Origin of the sequence: Reyranella sp. (assembly GCF_004297405.1) — a bacterium.
Classification (GTDB): Bacteria; Pseudomonadota; Alphaproteobacteria; order Reyranellales; family Reyranellaceae; genus Reyranella.
Genome location: NZ_SCVC01000011.1, coordinates 35037 through 51105, shown reverse-complemented (window position 1 = coordinate 51105; position 16069 = coordinate 35037). Strand labels below are relative to the sequence as shown.

General features: G+C 65.3%; 16 protein-coding genes. 9 read left to right on the top strand and 7 right to left on the bottom strand.

The window, feature by feature from the left end; genetic code table 11:
• Positions 1–17: 17 nt before the first annotated feature.
• Entirely contained in the window at positions 18–824 is an 807-nt protein-coding gene (locus EPO50_RS08110) for an SDR family NAD(P)-dependent oxidoreductase (RefSeq protein WP_296343392.1), read from the bottom strand.
• A 4-nt stretch (positions 825–828) separates the two neighbouring features.
• Entirely contained in the window at positions 829–1605 is a 777-nt protein-coding gene (locus EPO50_RS08105; protein WP_296342769.1) for an enoyl-CoA hydratase/isomerase family protein, read from the bottom strand.
• Between the two features lie 79 nt (positions 1606–1684).
• Between EPO50_RS08105 and EPO50_RS08100 the strand changes: the two genes are divergently transcribed.
• Positions 1685–2614 (top strand): 3-hydroxyacyl-CoA dehydrogenase family protein, encoded by a 930-nt coding sequence (locus EPO50_RS08100; protein ID WP_296342768.1) that lies wholly within the window; start codon positions 1685–1687, stop codon positions 2612–2614.
• Here the strand turns inward: EPO50_RS08100 and EPO50_RS08095 are convergent.
• The gene (locus EPO50_RS08095; RefSeq protein WP_296342767.1) at positions 2611–4494 is read right to left on the bottom strand and encodes a DEAD/DEAH box helicase; all 1884 of its coding nucleotides are present in this window, start codon (positions 4492–4494) and stop codon (positions 2611–2613) included. The genes EPO50_RS08100 and EPO50_RS08095 overlap by 4 nt on opposite strands.
• A gap of 271 nt (positions 4495–4765) precedes the next feature.
• Positions 4766–6457 (bottom strand): amidohydrolase family protein, encoded by a 1692-nt coding sequence (locus tag EPO50_RS08090; protein ID WP_296342766.1) that lies wholly within the window; start codon positions 6455–6457, stop codon positions 4766–4768.
• Between the two features lie 127 nt (positions 6458–6584).
• Here EPO50_RS08090 and EPO50_RS08085 point away from each other — a divergent pair, with 127 nt between their 5' ends.
• From EPO50_RS08085 to EPO50_RS08075, 3 genes are read left to right on the top strand one after another with little or no spacing between them, the layout of a single operon-like run.
• A complete protein-coding gene (locus tag EPO50_RS08085) occupies positions 6585–7562 on the top strand; it encodes a tripartite tricarboxylate transporter substrate binding protein (RefSeq protein WP_296342765.1) in 978 nt (325 codons plus the stop codon).
• An 18-nt stretch (positions 7563–7580) separates the two neighbouring features.
• Entirely contained in the window at positions 7581–8654 is a 1074-nt protein-coding gene (locus EPO50_RS08080; protein WP_296342764.1) for an LLM class flavin-dependent oxidoreductase, read from the top strand.
• Positions 8651–9535 carry a DMT family transporter gene (locus EPO50_RS08075; RefSeq protein ID WP_296342763.1) on the top strand — a complete coding sequence of 295 codons (885 nt, stop codon included), beginning with the start codon at positions 8651–8653 and terminating at the stop codon, positions 9533–9535. Before EPO50_RS08080 ends, EPO50_RS08075 begins: the two co-directional genes overlap by 4 nt.
• Positions 9536–9547: 12 nt before the next feature.
• Here EPO50_RS08075 and EPO50_RS08070 read toward each other — a convergent pair whose 3' ends face one another.
• Together EPO50_RS08070 and EPO50_RS08065 are read right to left on the bottom strand one after the other, a co-directional pair.
• The gene (locus tag EPO50_RS08070) at positions 9548–10048 is read right to left on the bottom strand and encodes a hypothetical protein (RefSeq protein ID WP_296342762.1); all 501 of its coding nucleotides are present in this window, start codon (positions 10046–10048) and stop codon (positions 9548–9550) included.
• Between the two features lie 67 nt (positions 10049–10115).
• Positions 10116–10904 carry an SDR family NAD(P)-dependent oxidoreductase gene (locus tag EPO50_RS08065; RefSeq protein ID WP_296342761.1) on the bottom strand — a complete coding sequence of 263 codons (789 nt, stop codon included), beginning with the start codon at positions 10902–10904 and terminating at the stop codon, positions 10116–10118.
• 46 nt (positions 10905–10950) lie between these two features.
• On the opposite strand from EPO50_RS08065, the gene EPO50_RS08060 reads away from it, so the two are divergent.
• A complete protein-coding gene (locus tag EPO50_RS08060) occupies positions 10951–11316 on the top strand; it encodes a hypothetical protein (RefSeq protein WP_296342760.1) in 366 nt (121 codons plus the stop codon).
• Positions 11317–11329: 13 nt separating this feature from the next.
• A complete protein-coding gene (locus tag EPO50_RS08055) occupies positions 11330–11821 on the top strand; it encodes a GFA family protein (protein WP_296342759.1) in 492 nt (163 codons plus the stop codon).
• On the opposite strand, the gene EPO50_RS08050 is transcribed toward EPO50_RS08055, so the two are convergent.
• Entirely contained in the window at positions 11818–12510 is a 693-nt protein-coding gene (locus EPO50_RS08050) for a GntR family transcriptional regulator (RefSeq protein ID WP_296342758.1), read from the bottom strand. The two genes, EPO50_RS08055 and EPO50_RS08050, sit on opposite strands and share 4 nt — an antisense overlap.
• A 51-nt stretch (positions 12511–12561) precedes the next feature.
• On the opposite strand from EPO50_RS08050, the gene araD reads away from it, so the two are divergent.
• The 3 genes from araD to EPO50_RS08035 are packed head-to-tail and all read left to right on the top strand — an operon-like array spanning position 12562 to position 16067.
• The gene (gene araD, locus EPO50_RS08045) at positions 12562–14316 is read left to right on the top strand and encodes an L-arabinonate dehydratase (protein ID WP_296342757.1); all 1755 of its coding nucleotides are present in this window, start codon (positions 12562–12564) and stop codon (positions 14314–14316) included.
• 7 nt (positions 14317–14323) lie between these two features.
• A complete protein-coding gene (locus tag EPO50_RS08040) occupies positions 14324–15043 on the top strand; it encodes a ribonuclease activity regulator RraA (protein ID WP_296343389.1) in 720 nt (239 codons plus the stop codon).
• A 58-nt stretch (positions 15044–15101) separates the two neighbouring features.
• Positions 15102–16067 (top strand): tripartite tricarboxylate transporter substrate binding protein, encoded by a 966-nt coding sequence (locus tag EPO50_RS08035; protein ID WP_296342756.1) that lies wholly within the window; start codon positions 15102–15104, stop codon positions 16065–16067.
• Positions 16068–16069 lie beyond the last annotated feature (2 nt).

Below are 16069 nucleotides of genomic sequence, written 5' to 3'. Positions count from 1 at the left end.
GGTCAGTTGCTCTTTCGCTATTGCTGACGCGGCGGGGCACGGCCGCCGGCGGTCATGCCGCCGTCGATCACCATTTCCTGACCGGTCATATAGTTCGCGGCTTCGGTGCAGAGGAAGAGGACACCGTTGGCGATGTCCTGCGCCTCGCCGACGCGGGTGAGCGGCACAGCGATCGCGGCGCGCTCCTTGGGATCGATCGGGGCGTTGCGGCGGTTGCCTTCGGCGCCGGTCGGGATCTTGCCCCAGATCGGCGTCGCGATGATGCCGGGATGCACCGAATTGCAACGGATGTTGTCGGCGGCATGTTCGAGTGCCACCGACTTGGCGAGCAGCCGCACGCCGCCTTTGGTCGCGGAATAGGCTGCGAGCCCTGGCGCGCCACGCAGACCAGCAATCGACGACATCAGCACGATCGAACCGCCGCCGGCACGACGCATCGCAGGGATCGAGTGCTTGATCGACAGGAACACGCCGTCGAGATTGATCGCCTGCTGACGCTGCCAATCGCCGAGCGTCATGGTCTCGATCGGCGCCATGACGCCGATACCGGCATTGGCCACCATGATGTCGAGGCGGCCGAAGCGCTTCTCGGCGTCGGCAATGATGCCGGGCCATGCTGCTTCATCGCGCACATCGTGACGCTGATAGTGCGCCTTGCCGCCCGCCTTGGTGATGCGCTCGACGACACCCTTCCCCAGAGTGTCGTCGATATCGGTGATGAGGACCGACGCGCCTTCGCGCGCCAGCGTTTCGGCGCAGGCCTCGCCAATGCCTGACGCGCCGCCGGTGACGACGGCGACCTTGCCCGAGACCTGTCCCATGATGGTCTCAGCGGCCCTTGAAGTTGCCGACCCGCTTCTCCGCGTAGGACTTCACGCCTTCCTTGAAGTCTTCGGTCTTGCGGTTCCAGTCCTGCTCGACCAGCTCGCGCTCGGTGGCGACTTCGGCCGCATCGGCATAGCCGCGGCGCATGGTCTCGCGCGTCGACTGCACGGCGAGCGGCGCGCCCTCGGCGATCTCCTTGGCGAGGTCCATTGCCGCCTTGCGCACATCGGCGAGCGGCACCAGCACGTCGGCCAGGCCCCATTCAACGGCCTGCTCACCGCCGATACGACGACCCGTATAGAACATCAGGTTGGCCTTCTGCTGGCCGATCAGGCGCGGCAGGGTGAAGGTGAGCGAGAAGCCGGGATGGAAACCGAGCCGCGTGAAGTTGGCGGCGAAGCGTGCCTCGGCGCAGGTGACGCGGAAGTCCGGCATGACCGCGAGGCCAAGACCGCCACCGATCGCCGGACCCTGCACAGCGGCAATGCTCGGCTTCTTGGAGCGGAACAGACGGGTCGCCTCCTTGTAGAGGTGCTTGCCACTCTCGGCCGCGCTGCCAGTGCTCGGACGGTTCTGGAAATCGGCGCCGGCGCAGAACGACTTGCCCTGGGCGCACAGCACGTAGGAGCGGATGTTGACGTCACGGTCGAACGCCTCGAAAGCGTCGGCGATCTGGTTGATCAGCGAATTGTCGAAGAAGTTGTGCGGCGGCCGCTGAATCTCGACGACACCGACATGACCTTCGCTGCTGACGCCGATATCGTTATAGGTGCCGCTCATAATCATTCCCCCAGGGGCTATAAGTGAGCCGGGATATTGCCCCGCCGCCGGGGCCTTCGTCGATACGGGAGGACGCAAAATGCCGCAAAGCGAACGTCATGCTCTGGTGCTGGGCGGAGGCACAATGGGCGTTGGAATCATCGCCATGTTCCTGGCCGGCGGCTGGAAGGTGGACGTCGTGTCGCGGTCGGCCTCGACACGCGATGGCCTGCCTGCCGCAACGGCCCGCGCTCTGAAAGCCATGGGCAAGCCGGAGGACGTTTCGGGCCTTGCCGCTTGGGCCACGCTCGAGGAAGCACCCTGGGCCAAAATCGACCTCGTCGTCGAGACGGTCACGGAAGATCTTGCGCTGAAGCAAAAGCTCTTCGCCGACATGGAGAAGTTCTCCAAGCCGGGCGTGCCGCTGACCTCGAACTCATCGAGCTTTCCGATCAGCGAGATCGGCAAGGGTCTGAAAACGCAGAGCCGAATGATGGGCCTGCACTTCTTCATGCCGGCGCACCTCATCCCGCTCGTCGAGGTGGTGCGCTCCGTTCACACCGACGTGGCGCTGGCCGAACAGGTCGGCGAGATCATGCGCGCGCTCGGCAAGCGGCCGGTACAGGTGAAGAAGGACGTGATCGGCTTCCTGGGTAACCGCATCCAGGGTGCGCTGATGCGCGAGGCGCTATGGCTGATCGAGCAGGGCGTGGCCTCGCCGGAGGACATCGACGCGACCGTGCGGCTCTCCTTCGGCTTCCGCTATGCCGCGGCCGGCCCGATCACGCAGAAGGAGCATTCGGGCTGGGACACGACCTGCGCCGTCGCCAAGATCATCTGGCCCGACCTTACGAACGCAGACGGCCCGCCACCCGTCCTGCAGCGCAACGTCGACGAGGGTCGTATCGGCTTCAAGACCAAGCACGGTTTCTTCCCGTGGGACGAGGCCTCCATGGCAAAAGAGCGCGCCCGATACGAGCGCGCTCTTTCCAAGTGCCTGGAGATCTTCCGCGAGGAAGGAATTATCTAGGCGGCGCGGCCTCGGCCGCGACCACCACCGCCTCCACCGCCGAAGCGACGACCCTTCCACTGGGGACGCGGGCCCTGCGGACGGTCACCGTAGGGACGATCGCCTTGCGGGCGATCACCGTGGGGCCGGTCACCGTGCGCGTGATCGCCACGGGGGCGGTCGCCGTAGGGGCGATCACCTTGCGGGCGATCCCCATGGGGACGATCGCCGTGAGGACGATGGGCATGGTGGCCGCCGCCATTGTGGCGAGGACGATCGTCGAACGAACGCGGCCGGTCGCCCTGGGGACGATCCCCGTGCGGGCGATCGCCGTAAGGACGATCCCCATTGGGGCGATCACCCTGAGGACGGTCGCCACGCGGACGGTCGCCATAGGAGCGCTCACCCTGCGGGCGGCCATGGTGCGGGCGGTCGCCGCGCGGGCGATCGCCATAAGGACGGTCACCGTAGGGGCGATCACCCTGGGGACGATCACCGTGGGGGCGTTCGCCGTGTGAACGCTCGCCCTGGGGGGCGTCGCGATAGTCGCCACCGCGGAACTGATGCTCGGCATGTGCCGGCGGACGGTCGCCGCGCGTACGATCGTGGTGTGCACGGTCGCCGAACGAACGGTGACGGCCGGGACCGCCACCAGGACGGCCGCCGCTACGCGGGCCGCGATGCTCACGCGGACGCTCGTCGCGGCGCTCGTCACGGTCGTCGCTCTCGGTGCGGGCACGCGGCGGCGGTGCCGCCGGCATGTCCTCGTTGGCCGGCGTCGGCACGACGGCGATGCGCTGATTGGTCAGCCGCTCGATGCCCTTGAGCTGGCCGCGCTCGCTGCCGTCGCAGAACGAGATCGCGATGCCCGAGGCGCCGGCACGCGCGGTGCGGCCGATACGATGGACATAGCTCTCGGCATCCGCTGGCAGCTCGAAGTTGATGACATGGGTCACGCCGTTCACATCGATGCCGCGCGAGGCGAGATCGGTGGCGACCAGCACGCGCGCCTTGCCGCGGCTGAAGTTCTCGAGCGCCTTCTGACGGGCGTTCTGCGACTTGTTGCCGTGGATGGCCTCGGAGCGCACGCCACGATCCTCCAACGCCTCGGCGACGCGGTTGGCGCCGCGCTTGGTGCGGGTGAAGACGATGACGCGCTCGAGCGCGCTGTCCGACAGGAGATGGCTGAGCAGCGCCCGCTTGTTGGCGGCGTTCACGAAGTAGACGCGCTGGTCGATCCGATCGACGGTGCGGCCCTGCGGCGCGATCTCGACCTTCTCGGGGTTCTTCAGGATCTCTGACGACAGCTTGGCGATGTCGCCCGGCATGGTGGCCGAGAACAGCAGCGTCTGGCGGTTCTTGGAGACCGAGCTGGCGATGCGGCGCACGTCACGGATGAAGCCCATGTCGAACATGCGGTCGGCTTCGTCGAGAACGAAGAACGTCACGTGGCCGAGCTTCACATTACCGCGGTCGACCAGGTCGAGCAGACGACCCGGCGTGGCGACGAGGATGTCGACGCCGCGCGCCAGAGTCTCGATCTGACGGCCATAGCCCAGGCCACCGACGACGGTGGCGAGCTTGAGGCCGAGGCCGCGACCGTAGGTGTCGAAGCTGCGCGCGATCTGGACCGCCAGTTCACGGGTCGGCGCCAGCACGAGGGCGCGCGGGCTCCGGGGCTGGGCGCGCTCGTTCGACGCGGAGAGGTGCTGCAGCACGGGCAGCGCGAAAGCTGCCGTCTTGCCGGTACCCGTCTGGGCGATACCCAGCACGTCGCGGCCCTGCAGCAATGCAGGGATCGTGCGAGCCTGGATCGGCGTGGGTACGGTGTAGTTGGCTGCATTCAACGCACGCAGCAGCGGCTCGGCCAATTTGAGGTCCGCAAAGGTTACTTCACTCACAAAAAATCCTAACTTGCCGCCGGCATGCTTTCTCGGGCACGCGCATCTGTGGCGGCTTTTGGCCCGTTCCCGCGCGCGGCTGGGACGGCTCTTGTCCTGGGGATTGTCTCGGGATGAGGCGCCGTCACAAAGACATGGGGCGCGTCGCGCGATCGCGAGAAATCTGTAAAGCCCGCAAGGAAGCGAGCTGGCGCGTGTATGATGGTGCAGCGCAGCGAAGTCAAGCGGCCAAAATGTGGCGCCTCTATACGCTGGCCGCACGCACCTTCCGCTACGAGCGCTTCTTGCGCAGGAGCTTGCCCGGCAGCGCGCCGGTCGGCTCGTTGTCGCGCAGCATCACCTGGCCGTTGACGATGGTGGCGTGCATGCCATCGCACTTCTGGCGCAGGCGCTTGGCGCCGGCCGGCAGGTCGTTCACGACCTCGGGCATGCGCGGGCCGACCGTGTCGGCGTCGAACACCACGAGATCCGCCGCCATGCCCTCGCGGATCAGGCCACGATCATGGAAGCCGAACTGGGTCGCGATATCGCAGGTGATCATCTTCACCGCCTCTTCCAGGGTGAAGGCCTGCTTCTCGCGCACCCAATGGCTGAGCAGATGCGTCTGCAGCGAGGAGTCCATGATCTGCGTGACGTGGGCGCCGGAGTCGGAGAAGGTCACGACCGAACGCGGATGCTTCATCAGTTCCAGCGCTTCGGCCTGGTTCTCGTTGGCGATGGGCTGAATCATGAAGAACTTCATGTCGCGCTCGAGTGCGAGGTCGATCATGAGTTCGACCGGATGCGTGTTGCGCTGCCGCGCCAGCTCCGCCATCGAGACGTGTGGGCCCTGCATCTTGTCCAGGACGAAGATCCACTCCCATTCCGGTGGCCGCGCCTCGGTGCCGCGCACGACAGGCCCTTCGTAGGGCCGCGAGGCGACTTCGACGAGGCGGCGGCGCATCTCCGGATCGAGCAGCGCCTTCTTCTGTTGGGCGAGCGGCAGGGCGCGCATCTCGCGCCACACGTCCCACTTGTCGAAGGGAAGCTGTGTCTCGAAGGAGAGCAGCACGCTCAGCGCACGGCTGTGCACCTGGGCGAACATGCGCCCGCCCTGCTGGGTCGCGCGGTCCATGATGTCGAAAGTGGCGCGCCAGCCGCCCGGCATGGCGCGCGTATTGAATAGGCCGAAGGTCATCGGCCGTCCGCTCTCGACCGCGAGCGTTGCCAGATCCTCGTAGAACTTGCGTGCCTTCGGGGTCGCGGCGCCCGTTGCTTCGGCGGCAACCTCGACCAGGCCCGAGCCCATGGCCTTCACGAGGGTTTCGAACTCGTGCCAGGTCGCGAGGCGACTGGCCACCGGCTTGTCGTCGGAGGTCTGGTGATTGACGCTGCGGGTCGTCGAGAAGCCGATGGCGCCGGCCGCCATCGCTTCCCTCACCTGCTGGGACATCCGGGCAAGATCGTCCTCGCTCGCGGCATCGGTGAAGGCGCGCATGCCCATGACGTAGGTGCGCAGCGCGCAGTGTCCGAGATAGCCTGCATAGTTGATGCCCTTGGGCAGCGCCTCCAGCACATCGAGGAATTGCGGGAAGGTTTCCCAGCGCCATTTGATGCCGGCCAGCATCGCCGCACGGCTGATATCCTCGGCGCGTTCGAGATTGCGGAACACGAGATCGGCTTCGGCTTCGCGGCAAGGAGCCAGGGTGAAGCCGCAATTGCCCATGACGACGCTGGTCACGCCCTGAAAGCAGGAGCTGGTGCCGATCGGGTCCCAGAAGATCTGGGCGTCCATATGGGTGTGGCCATCGATGAAGCCGGGCGCCACGACGTGGCCTTCGGCATCGACGGTCTCGCGCGCCGTACCGCTCAGCCGTCCGATCTCGACGATCTTGCCATCCTTGACGCCGACATCGCCGCGATAACGCGGCAGTCCGGACCCGTCGACGATCATGCCGTTCTTCACGACGAGGTCGAATGTCATGGCGTTCCTCCGATGGTTGCAGCGAGCCTACGCCCTCACCTCAGACGGTCAATTGCTGGCCATTGCATAGCTGCTGTCATAGGATCGCAGGCAACGACATCAAGTCGACGAAACCGGGAGGAAGATCATGCGTCGTCGCCATCTCATAGGCGCCGCTACGGCTGCCCTGACAGCAAGCATTGCCGCCCCTGCCCTGCGCGCCCAGGCATGGCCAGCCAAGCAGATCCGCATCCTCATTCCCTTCGCACCGGGCGGCACGTCGGACATCCTGGCCCGCCTGCTGCAGCCGCATCTGCAGGCCGCGTTGGGCCAGTCGGTGGTGGTCGAGAACCGTACCGGTGCCAACGGCAACATCGCCGTCGACATGGTCGCCAAGTCGCCGCCCGACGGTTACACGCTGGTCCTCACTGATCTCGGCAACCTCACCATCTCACCGTCGGTGATGAAGCTGCCGTTCGACGTCGCCAAGGACTTCAACGCCGTCACGGTGCTGGCCTACTCGCCTCATCTGCTGGCCGTGACGCCCGACCGTCCCTACAAGACCGTTCCCGAGCTGATTGCCTATGCCAAGGCCAATCCCGACAAGCTCAACTATGCGACGGCGGGGCTGGGTAGCGCGCCGCATCTGGCCGGTGCGCGCTTCGCCCACGGGCTCGGCCTCAAGTTCACCTTCATCCCGATGAAAGGCGGCGCCGAAGCGATCCAGCAGGTTGTGGGCGGCCACGCCGATGCACTGTTCAACGGCATGATCGCCACGCTCCCCCATGTGAAGAACGGCAAGCTGCGCGGCCTTGCCGTGTCGAGCGCCAAGCGCAGCGAGCTGGCGCCCGAGCTGCCGACCGTGAGCGAAGCATCCGGCCTGAAGGATTTCGTCACCGGGTCGTGGCAGGGTTTCCTCGCCGCCAAAGGCACGCCACCCGAAGTTCTGGAGCGGCTCTACGTCGAGATCGACAAGGCGACGAAGATCCCCGAAGTGGCGACGCGCCTGAAGGAGCTCGGCGCCGAGCCGATCCTCTACAAGCCCGCGCAGAGCGATACATGGCGGGCACAGGAGGTCGAAAACTGGGCGAAGGTGGTGAAGGATACGGGCATCAAGCTCGAATAGAGCCGCAGGGAGCCCGGAATGGAATTCGGCGTCCTCTTCACCTCGCATCCCAACCCGAAGGAAGAGCCCTACCCGCACCGCGACGTGCATGCGCGTACGACCGACGAGGTCGTCGAGGCGGAGCGGCTGGGTTACGACACGGCCTGGATAGCCGAGCATCACTTCTCGACGAGCTACGGCATCATGCCGGACTGCTTCGCCTACATGGCCTATCTCGCAGCCAAGACCAGCCGCATCAAGCTCGCCTCGGGCGTGATCACCTTGCCGCTCTATGACCCGATCCGGGTCGTGGAAAACGCGAACTTCGTCGACATTCTCTCCAACGGCCGCGTGATGCTGGGCATCGGCTCGGGCTACCGGCCGTATGAGTTCGAGGGGCTGGGCAAAGATTTCGAGGGCCGCCGCGACATGGTCGAGGAAGCCGTCGGGCTGATGTTCGATGCCTTCCATCGCCACCGCTACATCCACAAGGGCAAGTACTTCAGCGGCACCGTCGCAGAGCCCTACGAGATGCTGCCGCAGCCCGTCCAGATGCCGCATCCGCCGCTCTACATGGCAGGTGGCACCGACCGCTCGATCGGCTATTGCGGCCGCAACGGCTTCGGGCTGATGCTTTCGACCCTGCCCGGTATCGAGACGCTGGCGGCACAAACGGCGCTCTACAAGCGCGAGCTCGCCAAGGCCAGCGAAGAGCGGCGCAAGAACCCCGCTGCCGGTCAGATCGATATCGCGCGTTGGGTCTATATCGCCGACACGGATGCCGAAGCGCGCGCCGATACCGAGGAAGCGATCGTCCGCCATATCGCGCATTTCGGCGGCAGCGGCACGGGTGGCTATCTCGGCTCGGTCTCGGAGAAGGGCGCACAGCTCACCTACGACGATCTCCTGAACACCACGCTGCTGCACGGCTCGGCCGAGACGGTAACCGCACGCCTGCGCGAGATGCAGGCACGCACCGGCATGACCTCGCTGCTGCTGCACTACCCGCCCTACTATGGGCGCGAGAAGGCTATGAAGAGTTTGAAACTGTTTGCCGAACGCGTGATCCCCGCTTTCCGTCCCCCGGCGCGCCGCGTCGCTGCCGCCGAATGACAGCCAACGCGCCGGCGGCGGCGCGCAACAACAGCTCGCTCGGCGCGATCTACACCATGCTCGCCATGCTGGGCTTCGCCAGCATGGACACCATCACCAAGTGGATGGTGGCCGACTATCCGATCGGCCAGATGATGTGGACGCGGTACGCCGTCTTCTGCCTCTTCGCATGGCTGGTCGTGCGCAGGCGCGGCCTCAAATCGGCGTGGCGCACGACGCGGCCCTGGCTGCAGGGTGGCCGTGCCGTGCTGGCCGTGGTCGAAAGCGCGGTCTTCGTGCTGGCCTTCCGCTACCTGCCGCTGGCCGATACGCATGCCGTCGCCGCGACCTCGCCTCTGATCGTCATCGCTCTCGGCGCACTCTTCCTTGGCGAACGCGCAGGACCGGCACGCTGGGTCGCGGTCGCCGCGGGTTTCGTCGGCGTCCTGTTGATCGTGCGGCCAGGCTTCCGTGAACTCGACTGGGCTTTGCTGCTACCCCTGCTGGGCGCCGCCCTCTGGGGTGGCTATCAAATCCTCATCCGCCTGTGCTCGCGCACCGATTCGCCGGACACGACGCTCGTCTGGTCGGCGTTCGTGGCCTTCGGTGTCACGACACTCGTCGGGCCATGGCAATGGAGGTGGCCTGATGCGCAGGGCTGGGCGTTGCTGACGGCCATCGCCTTGCTGGGCGCGCTCGCTCACTACGCGCTGATCAAAGCGCTGGACCACGCTGAGGCAAGCGCCGTTCAGCCGTTCAGCTACACGTTGCTGGTGTTCGTAGCAGTGTTGGGTGCCGTGGTGTTCGGCGACATTCCCGACGGCTGGACGATGGCCGGCGCTGCGGTGATCGTGGCCAGCGGCCTCTACACCTGGCACCACGAGAGGCGCCAGGTGCGATAGCCGGGTGGTTCACTACTTCTGGCGAACCCACTGGTTGCAGGCGACGACCGCCGAGCCCGGCAGAACGTGGCGGTAGCAAACGTCCATGGTGTTGGCGTTGATCACGACACCGTCGATGTAGCCTTCACCGGTCACGAAGTAGACCGTCTTGCCATCGGCCGCGACCGAACCGATCAGGCGCTCGGCGACGCGCTGCGACGACGCAACGGTTCCCCACACGCGCTTGCCTTCCTGCCCCTCGATGCGGACCGTGAAAGTCTCCTCACGCAAACGGTACGTGCTTGCCGGCTTGGCGGTCACGCCCGGCGGATGATGACCCGCCGGCCCATCGACGATCGCCTCGCCCTTGCCGACCCAGGTTCCCTTGAGGTCGGGGATCGCCGTCGCTGCAGCAGCAGGAGCCGATTGCGCCGCCGGGGCCACGGTGCTGGCCGGAGCGGCGGTCTGGGCAGCAGCCATGCTCGTCAGGAGCAGAGCCGCGCCAAAAGCGAACGAAAGAATGGAAGGCTTCAACGGGAGACTCTCCTTTACTTGGTACTCAACTTACTGGTGGCTCATCTTTGTGGCCTATCTTTGTGGCTCATCTGGGCCACGCGCGAAGCGCGACCAGTCCGCCATCGATCGGCAGCATTACGCCCGTCACCCAGCGCGATTCGTCGGAGGCAAGGTACACCGCGCCATGGGCGATATCCCATGCGGTACCTTCGACCTGCATCGGCACCATCTTCTTGCGTCGATCGCGCGCTTCGGTGCCGAGATGCGCCACCATCGGCGTGTGCACGGAGCCGACGATGATGCAGTTCGCGCGAATGTTCTGGGTCGCATAGTCGGCAGCGACAGACATTGTGAAGCCATGCAGACCGGCCTTTGCCGTCGCATAGGCGACCGCACCTGTACTGCCCATCAGGCCGAGTGCACCCGCAATCGACGACACCATGATGATGGAGCCGCTGCCGCCTTCCTTCATGCGCGGCAGGCAGGCCTTGGTGCAAAGCATGGTCGTCGTGAGATTGGCCTCGATCACCTTGTTCCAGGTTTCGAGAGTCACCGTCTCCGGCGTACCCGGTCCACCGATGCCGACATTGTTGTGCAGGATGTCGAGGCGGCCGTACTTCTTCATGGCGAAGTCGGCCATCGCTTCCGCGGCCTCGAGTTGGGCGACATCGCCCGCGAATACCGAGGCTTCGCCGCCCTCGTCCTTGATCTGCTTGGCCAGCGCCTCGGCGCGTTCGGCGCTGCGATTCACCAGCACGACCTTTGCGCCTTCGCGGGCGAACAGGATGGCCGTCGCCATGCCGTTGCCGACGCCTTCGCCCCGCGGCGCCGCGCCCGTTACCACCGCTACCTTGTCCTTCAGCCGTCCGGCCATCATTCTCTCCCGATAGATAATCTTGCCGCGAGAAGAGTAGCATCGAATGATCAAGGAAACCCTGGAGACGCTGGTCGACCGCTATTGCGCAGCGTGGAATACAGCGGATGGTGCCGAACGACGTTCGATCCTCTCATCGGTGCTGATCGACGGCGGGCTCTATGTCGATCCATCGGTACGCGCCGTCGGCATCGAAGCGTTCGCCCTCCATATCGACGGCGTCGTTGCCCGCAATCCCGGCGCACGAATCTCGCGAACCGGCCCGATCGACGCCCATCACGAGGTGCTGCGCTTTCCGTGGAGCAATCGTCTGGCCGACGGCAAGGTCCTGCGCGCCGGCATCGATTTCTGCACGCTCGCGGCGGACGGCAAATTCCAGTCTGTTGTCGGCTTCTTCGATCCTGTGGCTTGATCGCGAGGCAATCATGGCCGGTGACACCGAGACCTTCGACGGCGGCTGCACCTGCCGCCACGTCCGCTATCGCCTGACGTCGCGGCCGATGTTTGTGCATTGCTGTCACTGCCGCTGGTGCCAACGCGAAACCGGCAGCGCCTTCGTGCTGAATGCCATGATCGAAACCGCGCGCGTTGAAATCCTCTCGGGCGCGGTCGATGTCATCGATACGCCGTCCAACAGCGGCAGGGGCCAGAAGATTTCACGCTGTCCCAGTTGCCATGTCGCGGTCTGGAGCCACTATTCAGGCGCGGGGCCCGCCATCCGCTTCGTGCGCGTGGGCACGCTCGACGACCCCGATCGCCTGCCGCCCGACATCCACATCTTCACCACGAGCAAGCAGCCCTGGGTCGTGCTGCCAGCCGGCACGCCGGCGATGCCGGAATACTACGATGCGAAGAAGATGTGGCCGAAGGAAAGCCTGGAGCGCCACGCCGCCGTGCGCGCCGCCAATAAGAGCTAGTCGCGTAGATACGCCGGATGGTTGGCGCGGATTTCCGCGAGATAACCCAGGGTGCCGGAGAGATGCTTGCGAAGTGACCGTTGCGCCTCTTCCGGCTGCTTCGTCTCGATCGCCTGCACGATCATCTGGTGATGCAGCACAATGTCCTGCGCCTTGCCGGGAGTCGGCAGGTGCAGGCGACGCAGGCGGTCGATATGGCCACTGCGACTGCGCACCAGGTTCCAGAGCTCACGCTTGGCGGCCGCGGCGTAGAGCTGCCAGTGGAAATCGTTGTCGGAGGCCATGAAGGCTGCGAAGTCGCCGGTTGCAGCGAAATGCTGCTGCAGGGCGATGGTGCGGTTGAGCTCTTCGATCAATGCCGGCTCATGGGCCAGCGCCAGCGCGCGCACGATCTCGAGTTCGAGCGACTGACGGAGGAAATGCGCCTGCTGCGCGGCCTCGACGTCGATCTTGCTGACCACGGTGGCGTGCTGGGGAAAAACATCGACAAGGTCTTCCTCGTTCAGCCGCATCAGCGCGTCGCGGATCGGCGTCGAACTCAGCCCGAACTCCTTGGCGAGCTTGGTGCGCGACAGCGTCTCCCCCGGCGGCAGGACCAGCGAAACAATCATTTCGCGCAGCCGTTCGAAGACCTGCGGGGCGGCCTGGCGGTCGCGATCGAGACGCTGGGAACTGGTCATATTCGGCATTTCTTGACCATTGATGCACTAATGTATTAGCTCACTATGGGAGGAAATACGATGGCCGAGCACAAGACAAACAAGCAAGTCCGGGATGCAGCCTCCCTGCGCAGTGCGCGCTGGTTCGCGCCGGACGATCTGCGCGCCTTCGGCCACCGCTCGCGCGCCATGCAGATGGGCTACGCGCCCGAGGAGTGGGCGGGCAAGCCGGTCATCGCCATCCTCAACACCTGGTCGGAAGCCCAGCCTTGCCACATGCACTTCAAGAGCCGCGTCGACGACGTGAAGCGCGGCATCCTGCAGGCCGGCGGCTTCCCGATGGAGCTGCCCGCGCTCTCGCTGTCGGAGAGCTTCCTCAAGCCCACGACCATGCTCTACCGCAACCTGCTCGCGATGGACGCCGAGGAGCTTCTCCGCGGGCATCCCGTGGATGGCGTCGTGCTGATGGGCGGCTGCGACAAGACCACGCCCGCTCTTCTGTTGGGCGCGATAAGCATGAACCTGCCCGCGATCTACATGCCGGCCGGGCCGATGCTGCGCGGCAACTGGAAGGGCAAGGTGCTGGGCTCGGGCTCTGATGCCTGGAAATATTGGGACGAGCGCCGCGCCGGCAAGATTTCCGACTCCGACTGGGTCGATGTCGAAGCCGGCATCGCGCGCAGCTACGGCACCTGCATGACCATGGGCACGGCCGCCACCATGATGGCGATGGCCGAGACGCTCGGCATGTCCCTGCCCGGTGCCTCGTCGATCCCCGCCGCCGACGCCAACCATATCCGCATGGCATCGGAGAGCGGCCGGCGCATCGTCGACATGGTGTGGGAGGACCTAACACCCAGGAAGATCCTGACCCGTGAGGCCTTCCTGAACGCCATCACCGTAGCGATGGCGGTGGGCTGCTCGACCAATGCCATCATCCATCTGATCGCGCTGGCGCGTCGTGCCGGCCAGGATATCGGCCTCGACGATTTCGAGCGCGCCAGCCGCACGGTGCCGGTGATCGCCAATATCCGGCCCTCCGGCGACAAATATCTGATGGAAGACTTCTTCTATGCCGGCGGCCTGCCGGGCCTGCTGGAGCAGATCCGCGATCACCTGCATGTCGATACCCTGACCGTGACCGGCGAGACGCTCGGCGAAAACATCAAGGGTGCGGAGATCTACAACGACGACGTGATCCGCACGGTCCAGAACCCGATCTATGCCGAGGGCGCGCTCGCTGTGCTGAAGGGTAATCTGGCCCCCGACGGCTGCGTTATCAAACCCTCGGCCTGCGCACCGAAGTTCCTGAAGCACACAGGTCCCGCCCTGGTGTTCGACGACTATCCCTCGATGAAAGCCGCGATCGATCGCGACGATCTCGATGTCACGGAAGACACCGTGCTGATCCTGCGCAACGCCGGTCCTCAAGGCGGCCCGGGCATGCCGGAATGGGGCATGCTGCCGATCCCCAAGAAGCTCGTGCAGCAGGGCGTGCGCGACATGGTGCGGCTCTCCGACAGCCGCATGAGCGGCACCAGCTACGGCGCCTGCATCTTGCACGTCTCGCCGGAATCCTACATCGGCGGGCCTCTGGCGCTGGTGCAGACCGGCGACATGATCTCGCTCGACGTCGACAAGCGCACCATCAACATGAACGTCTCCGACGACGAGCTGGCCCGGCGCCGCGCCACCTGGAAGAAGCCCGAACCGCGTTACGAGCGCGGCTATGGCTGGATGTTCACCAAGCACATCAAGCAGGCCAACGAGGGCTGCGACTTCGACTTCCTCGAAACCGGCTTCGGCGCGCCCGTCGGCGAACCGTCGATCTACTGAGGAGCACATCATGGCGTTGACCGCGGCGACCCGCGACAAGCTCCGCACGATCAGCACGGCGACGGTGGCCACCGCTTTGTTCAAGCGCGGCTTCCGCAATCAGTTCATTCAGAACGTGCATCCGCTCTCGCCTGACCAGCCGGTGCTGGTCGGTGAAGCCTTCACCCTGCGCTACATGCCGGCGCGTGAGGATCTGAACCAGCTCTCGGTCTTCCGAGACCGCAGCCATCCGCAGCGCAAGGCGGTCGAGGATTGCCCACCCGGCGCCGTACTCGTCATGGACAGCCGCAAGGATGCGCGCGCCGCGTCGGCCGGGTCGATCCTGGTGACGCGTCTGATGAAGCGCGGTGTTGCCGGCGTCGTGACCGATGGCGGCTTTCGTGATTCCGCGGAGATCGGCAAGCTGGGCTTTCCAGCCTATCATCAACGGCCCAGCGCGCCGACCAATCTCACCCTGCATCAGGCAATCGACATCAACGTGCCGATCGGCTGTGGCGACGCTCCGGTCTTTCCGGGTGACGTCATCCTCGGTGACGGCGACGGCGTGATCGTGATCCCCGCGCATCTTGCGGACGAGATCACAGACGAGGCCTTCGAGATGATGGCCTACGAGGATTTCGTCACCGAGCGGGTCAATGCCGGCCAGGGCATCTTCGGCCTCTATCCGGCGACCGACGAAAAGTCCCTCGACGACTTCGCGGCGTGGCGTAAAGCAAACGGCCGCTGAACGGACGGCCGGCGCACAAGAGAAGAACAGTAACGATCTACATAGGGAGCAAATGAACATGAGAACATTGAGCATTGTGGCCTTCATCCTGGCAGCCCTTGTGGGCCTGCCGGCGCAGGCCGCCGACTATCCCGACAAACCCATCACCGTCATCGTCCCCTTCCCTCCCGGCGGTTCCTCCGATGTGACGGCGCGGCTCGTCTCCAAGAAGATGGCGGAGCGTGTGGGCCAGTCCGTCGTCATCGAAAACAAGGGCGGCGCCAACGGCTCGATCGGCGCGACTGCAATGAAGCAGGCCAAGCCCGACGGTTACACGATCCTGATCGGCTCGATCGGCGTGTTCGCCATCAACCCCGCCCTCTTCAAGGATCTCCGCTACGATCCGATGCAGGACTTCGACCTGCTGAGCGTCGCGGTCCGCACGCCCAACGTGCTGGTCGCGAACCCGAACTTCCCCGCCAACACCGTCGCCGAGCTGGTCGATTATCTGAAGAAGAATCCCAACAAGGTAACGTTCGCCTCATCGGGCACCGGCTCGTCGGATCATCTGACCGCGGCGCTGTTCCTGCAGAAGACCGGCACCACCGGCACCCACGTGCCGTACAAGGGCGGCGGACCGGCCATCAACGACCTGATCGCAGGTCATGCCAATGTGTCGTTCCAGAACCTGGGAGCCATCGCCCCGCACGTGAAGTCGGGCAAGCTGAAGGCGCTGGGCGTGACCAGCGGCCAGCGCAATCCGACGCTGCCGGACGTCCCCACGATGGCCGAAGGCGGCGTGAAGGACCTCGAGGTCTATTCGTGGCAGGCCGCCGCCGCGCCGAAGGGACTGCCCCCGGCGGTGCGCGCCAAGCTCGAAGCCGAGCTGGCCGCGTCGGCCCAAGCGCCGGACATCAAGCCGCAGTTCGAGGCGATCGGCTTCGAGGTCGTCGCCACGAACGGCGAGCAGTTCAAGAAGTTCCTGACGGACGAGATCGCCCGCTGGAAGAACGTGATCGACACCGGGAAGATCACCGCCGAATAGGC

Coding starts and splice junctions, on each gene's coding strand:
- araD (WP_296342757.1), top strand. CDS start 12,562: ATGGCCGAGCACAAGACAAACAAGCAAGTCCGGGATGCAGCCTCCCTG.
- EPO50_RS08075 (WP_296342763.1), top strand. CDS start 8,651: ATGACAGCCAACGCGCCGGCGGCGGCGCGCAACAACAGCTCGCTCGGC.
- EPO50_RS08090 (WP_296342766.1), bottom strand. CDS start 6,457: ATGACATTCGACCTCGTCGTGAAGAACGGCATGATCGTCGACGGGTCC.
- EPO50_RS08055 (WP_296342759.1), top strand. CDS start 11,330: ATGGCCGGTGACACCGAGACCTTCGACGGCGGCTGCACCTGCCGCCAC.
- EPO50_RS08050 (WP_296342758.1), bottom strand. CDS start 12,510: ATGCCGAATATGACCAGTTCCCAGCGTCTCGATCGCGACCGCCAGGCC.
- EPO50_RS08085 (WP_296342765.1), top strand. CDS start 6,585: ATGCGTCGTCGCCATCTCATAGGCGCCGCTACGGCTGCCCTGACAGCA.
- EPO50_RS08105 (WP_296342769.1), bottom strand. CDS start 1,605: ATGAGCGGCACCTATAACGATATCGGCGTCAGCAGCGAAGGTCATGTC.
- EPO50_RS08080 (WP_296342764.1), top strand. CDS start 7,581: ATGGAATTCGGCGTCCTCTTCACCTCGCATCCCAACCCGAAGGAAGAG.
- EPO50_RS08035 (WP_296342756.1), top strand. CDS start 15,102: ATGAGAACATTGAGCATTGTGGCCTTCATCCTGGCAGCCCTTGTGGGC.
- EPO50_RS08100 (WP_296342768.1), top strand. CDS start 1,685: ATGCCGCAAAGCGAACGTCATGCTCTGGTGCTGGGCGGAGGCACAATG.
- EPO50_RS08060 (WP_296342760.1), top strand. CDS start 10,951: ATGATCAAGGAAACCCTGGAGACGCTGGTCGACCGCTATTGCGCAGCG.
- EPO50_RS08065 (WP_296342761.1), bottom strand. CDS start 10,904: ATGGCCGGACGGCTGAAGGACAAGGTAGCGGTGGTAACGGGCGCGGCG.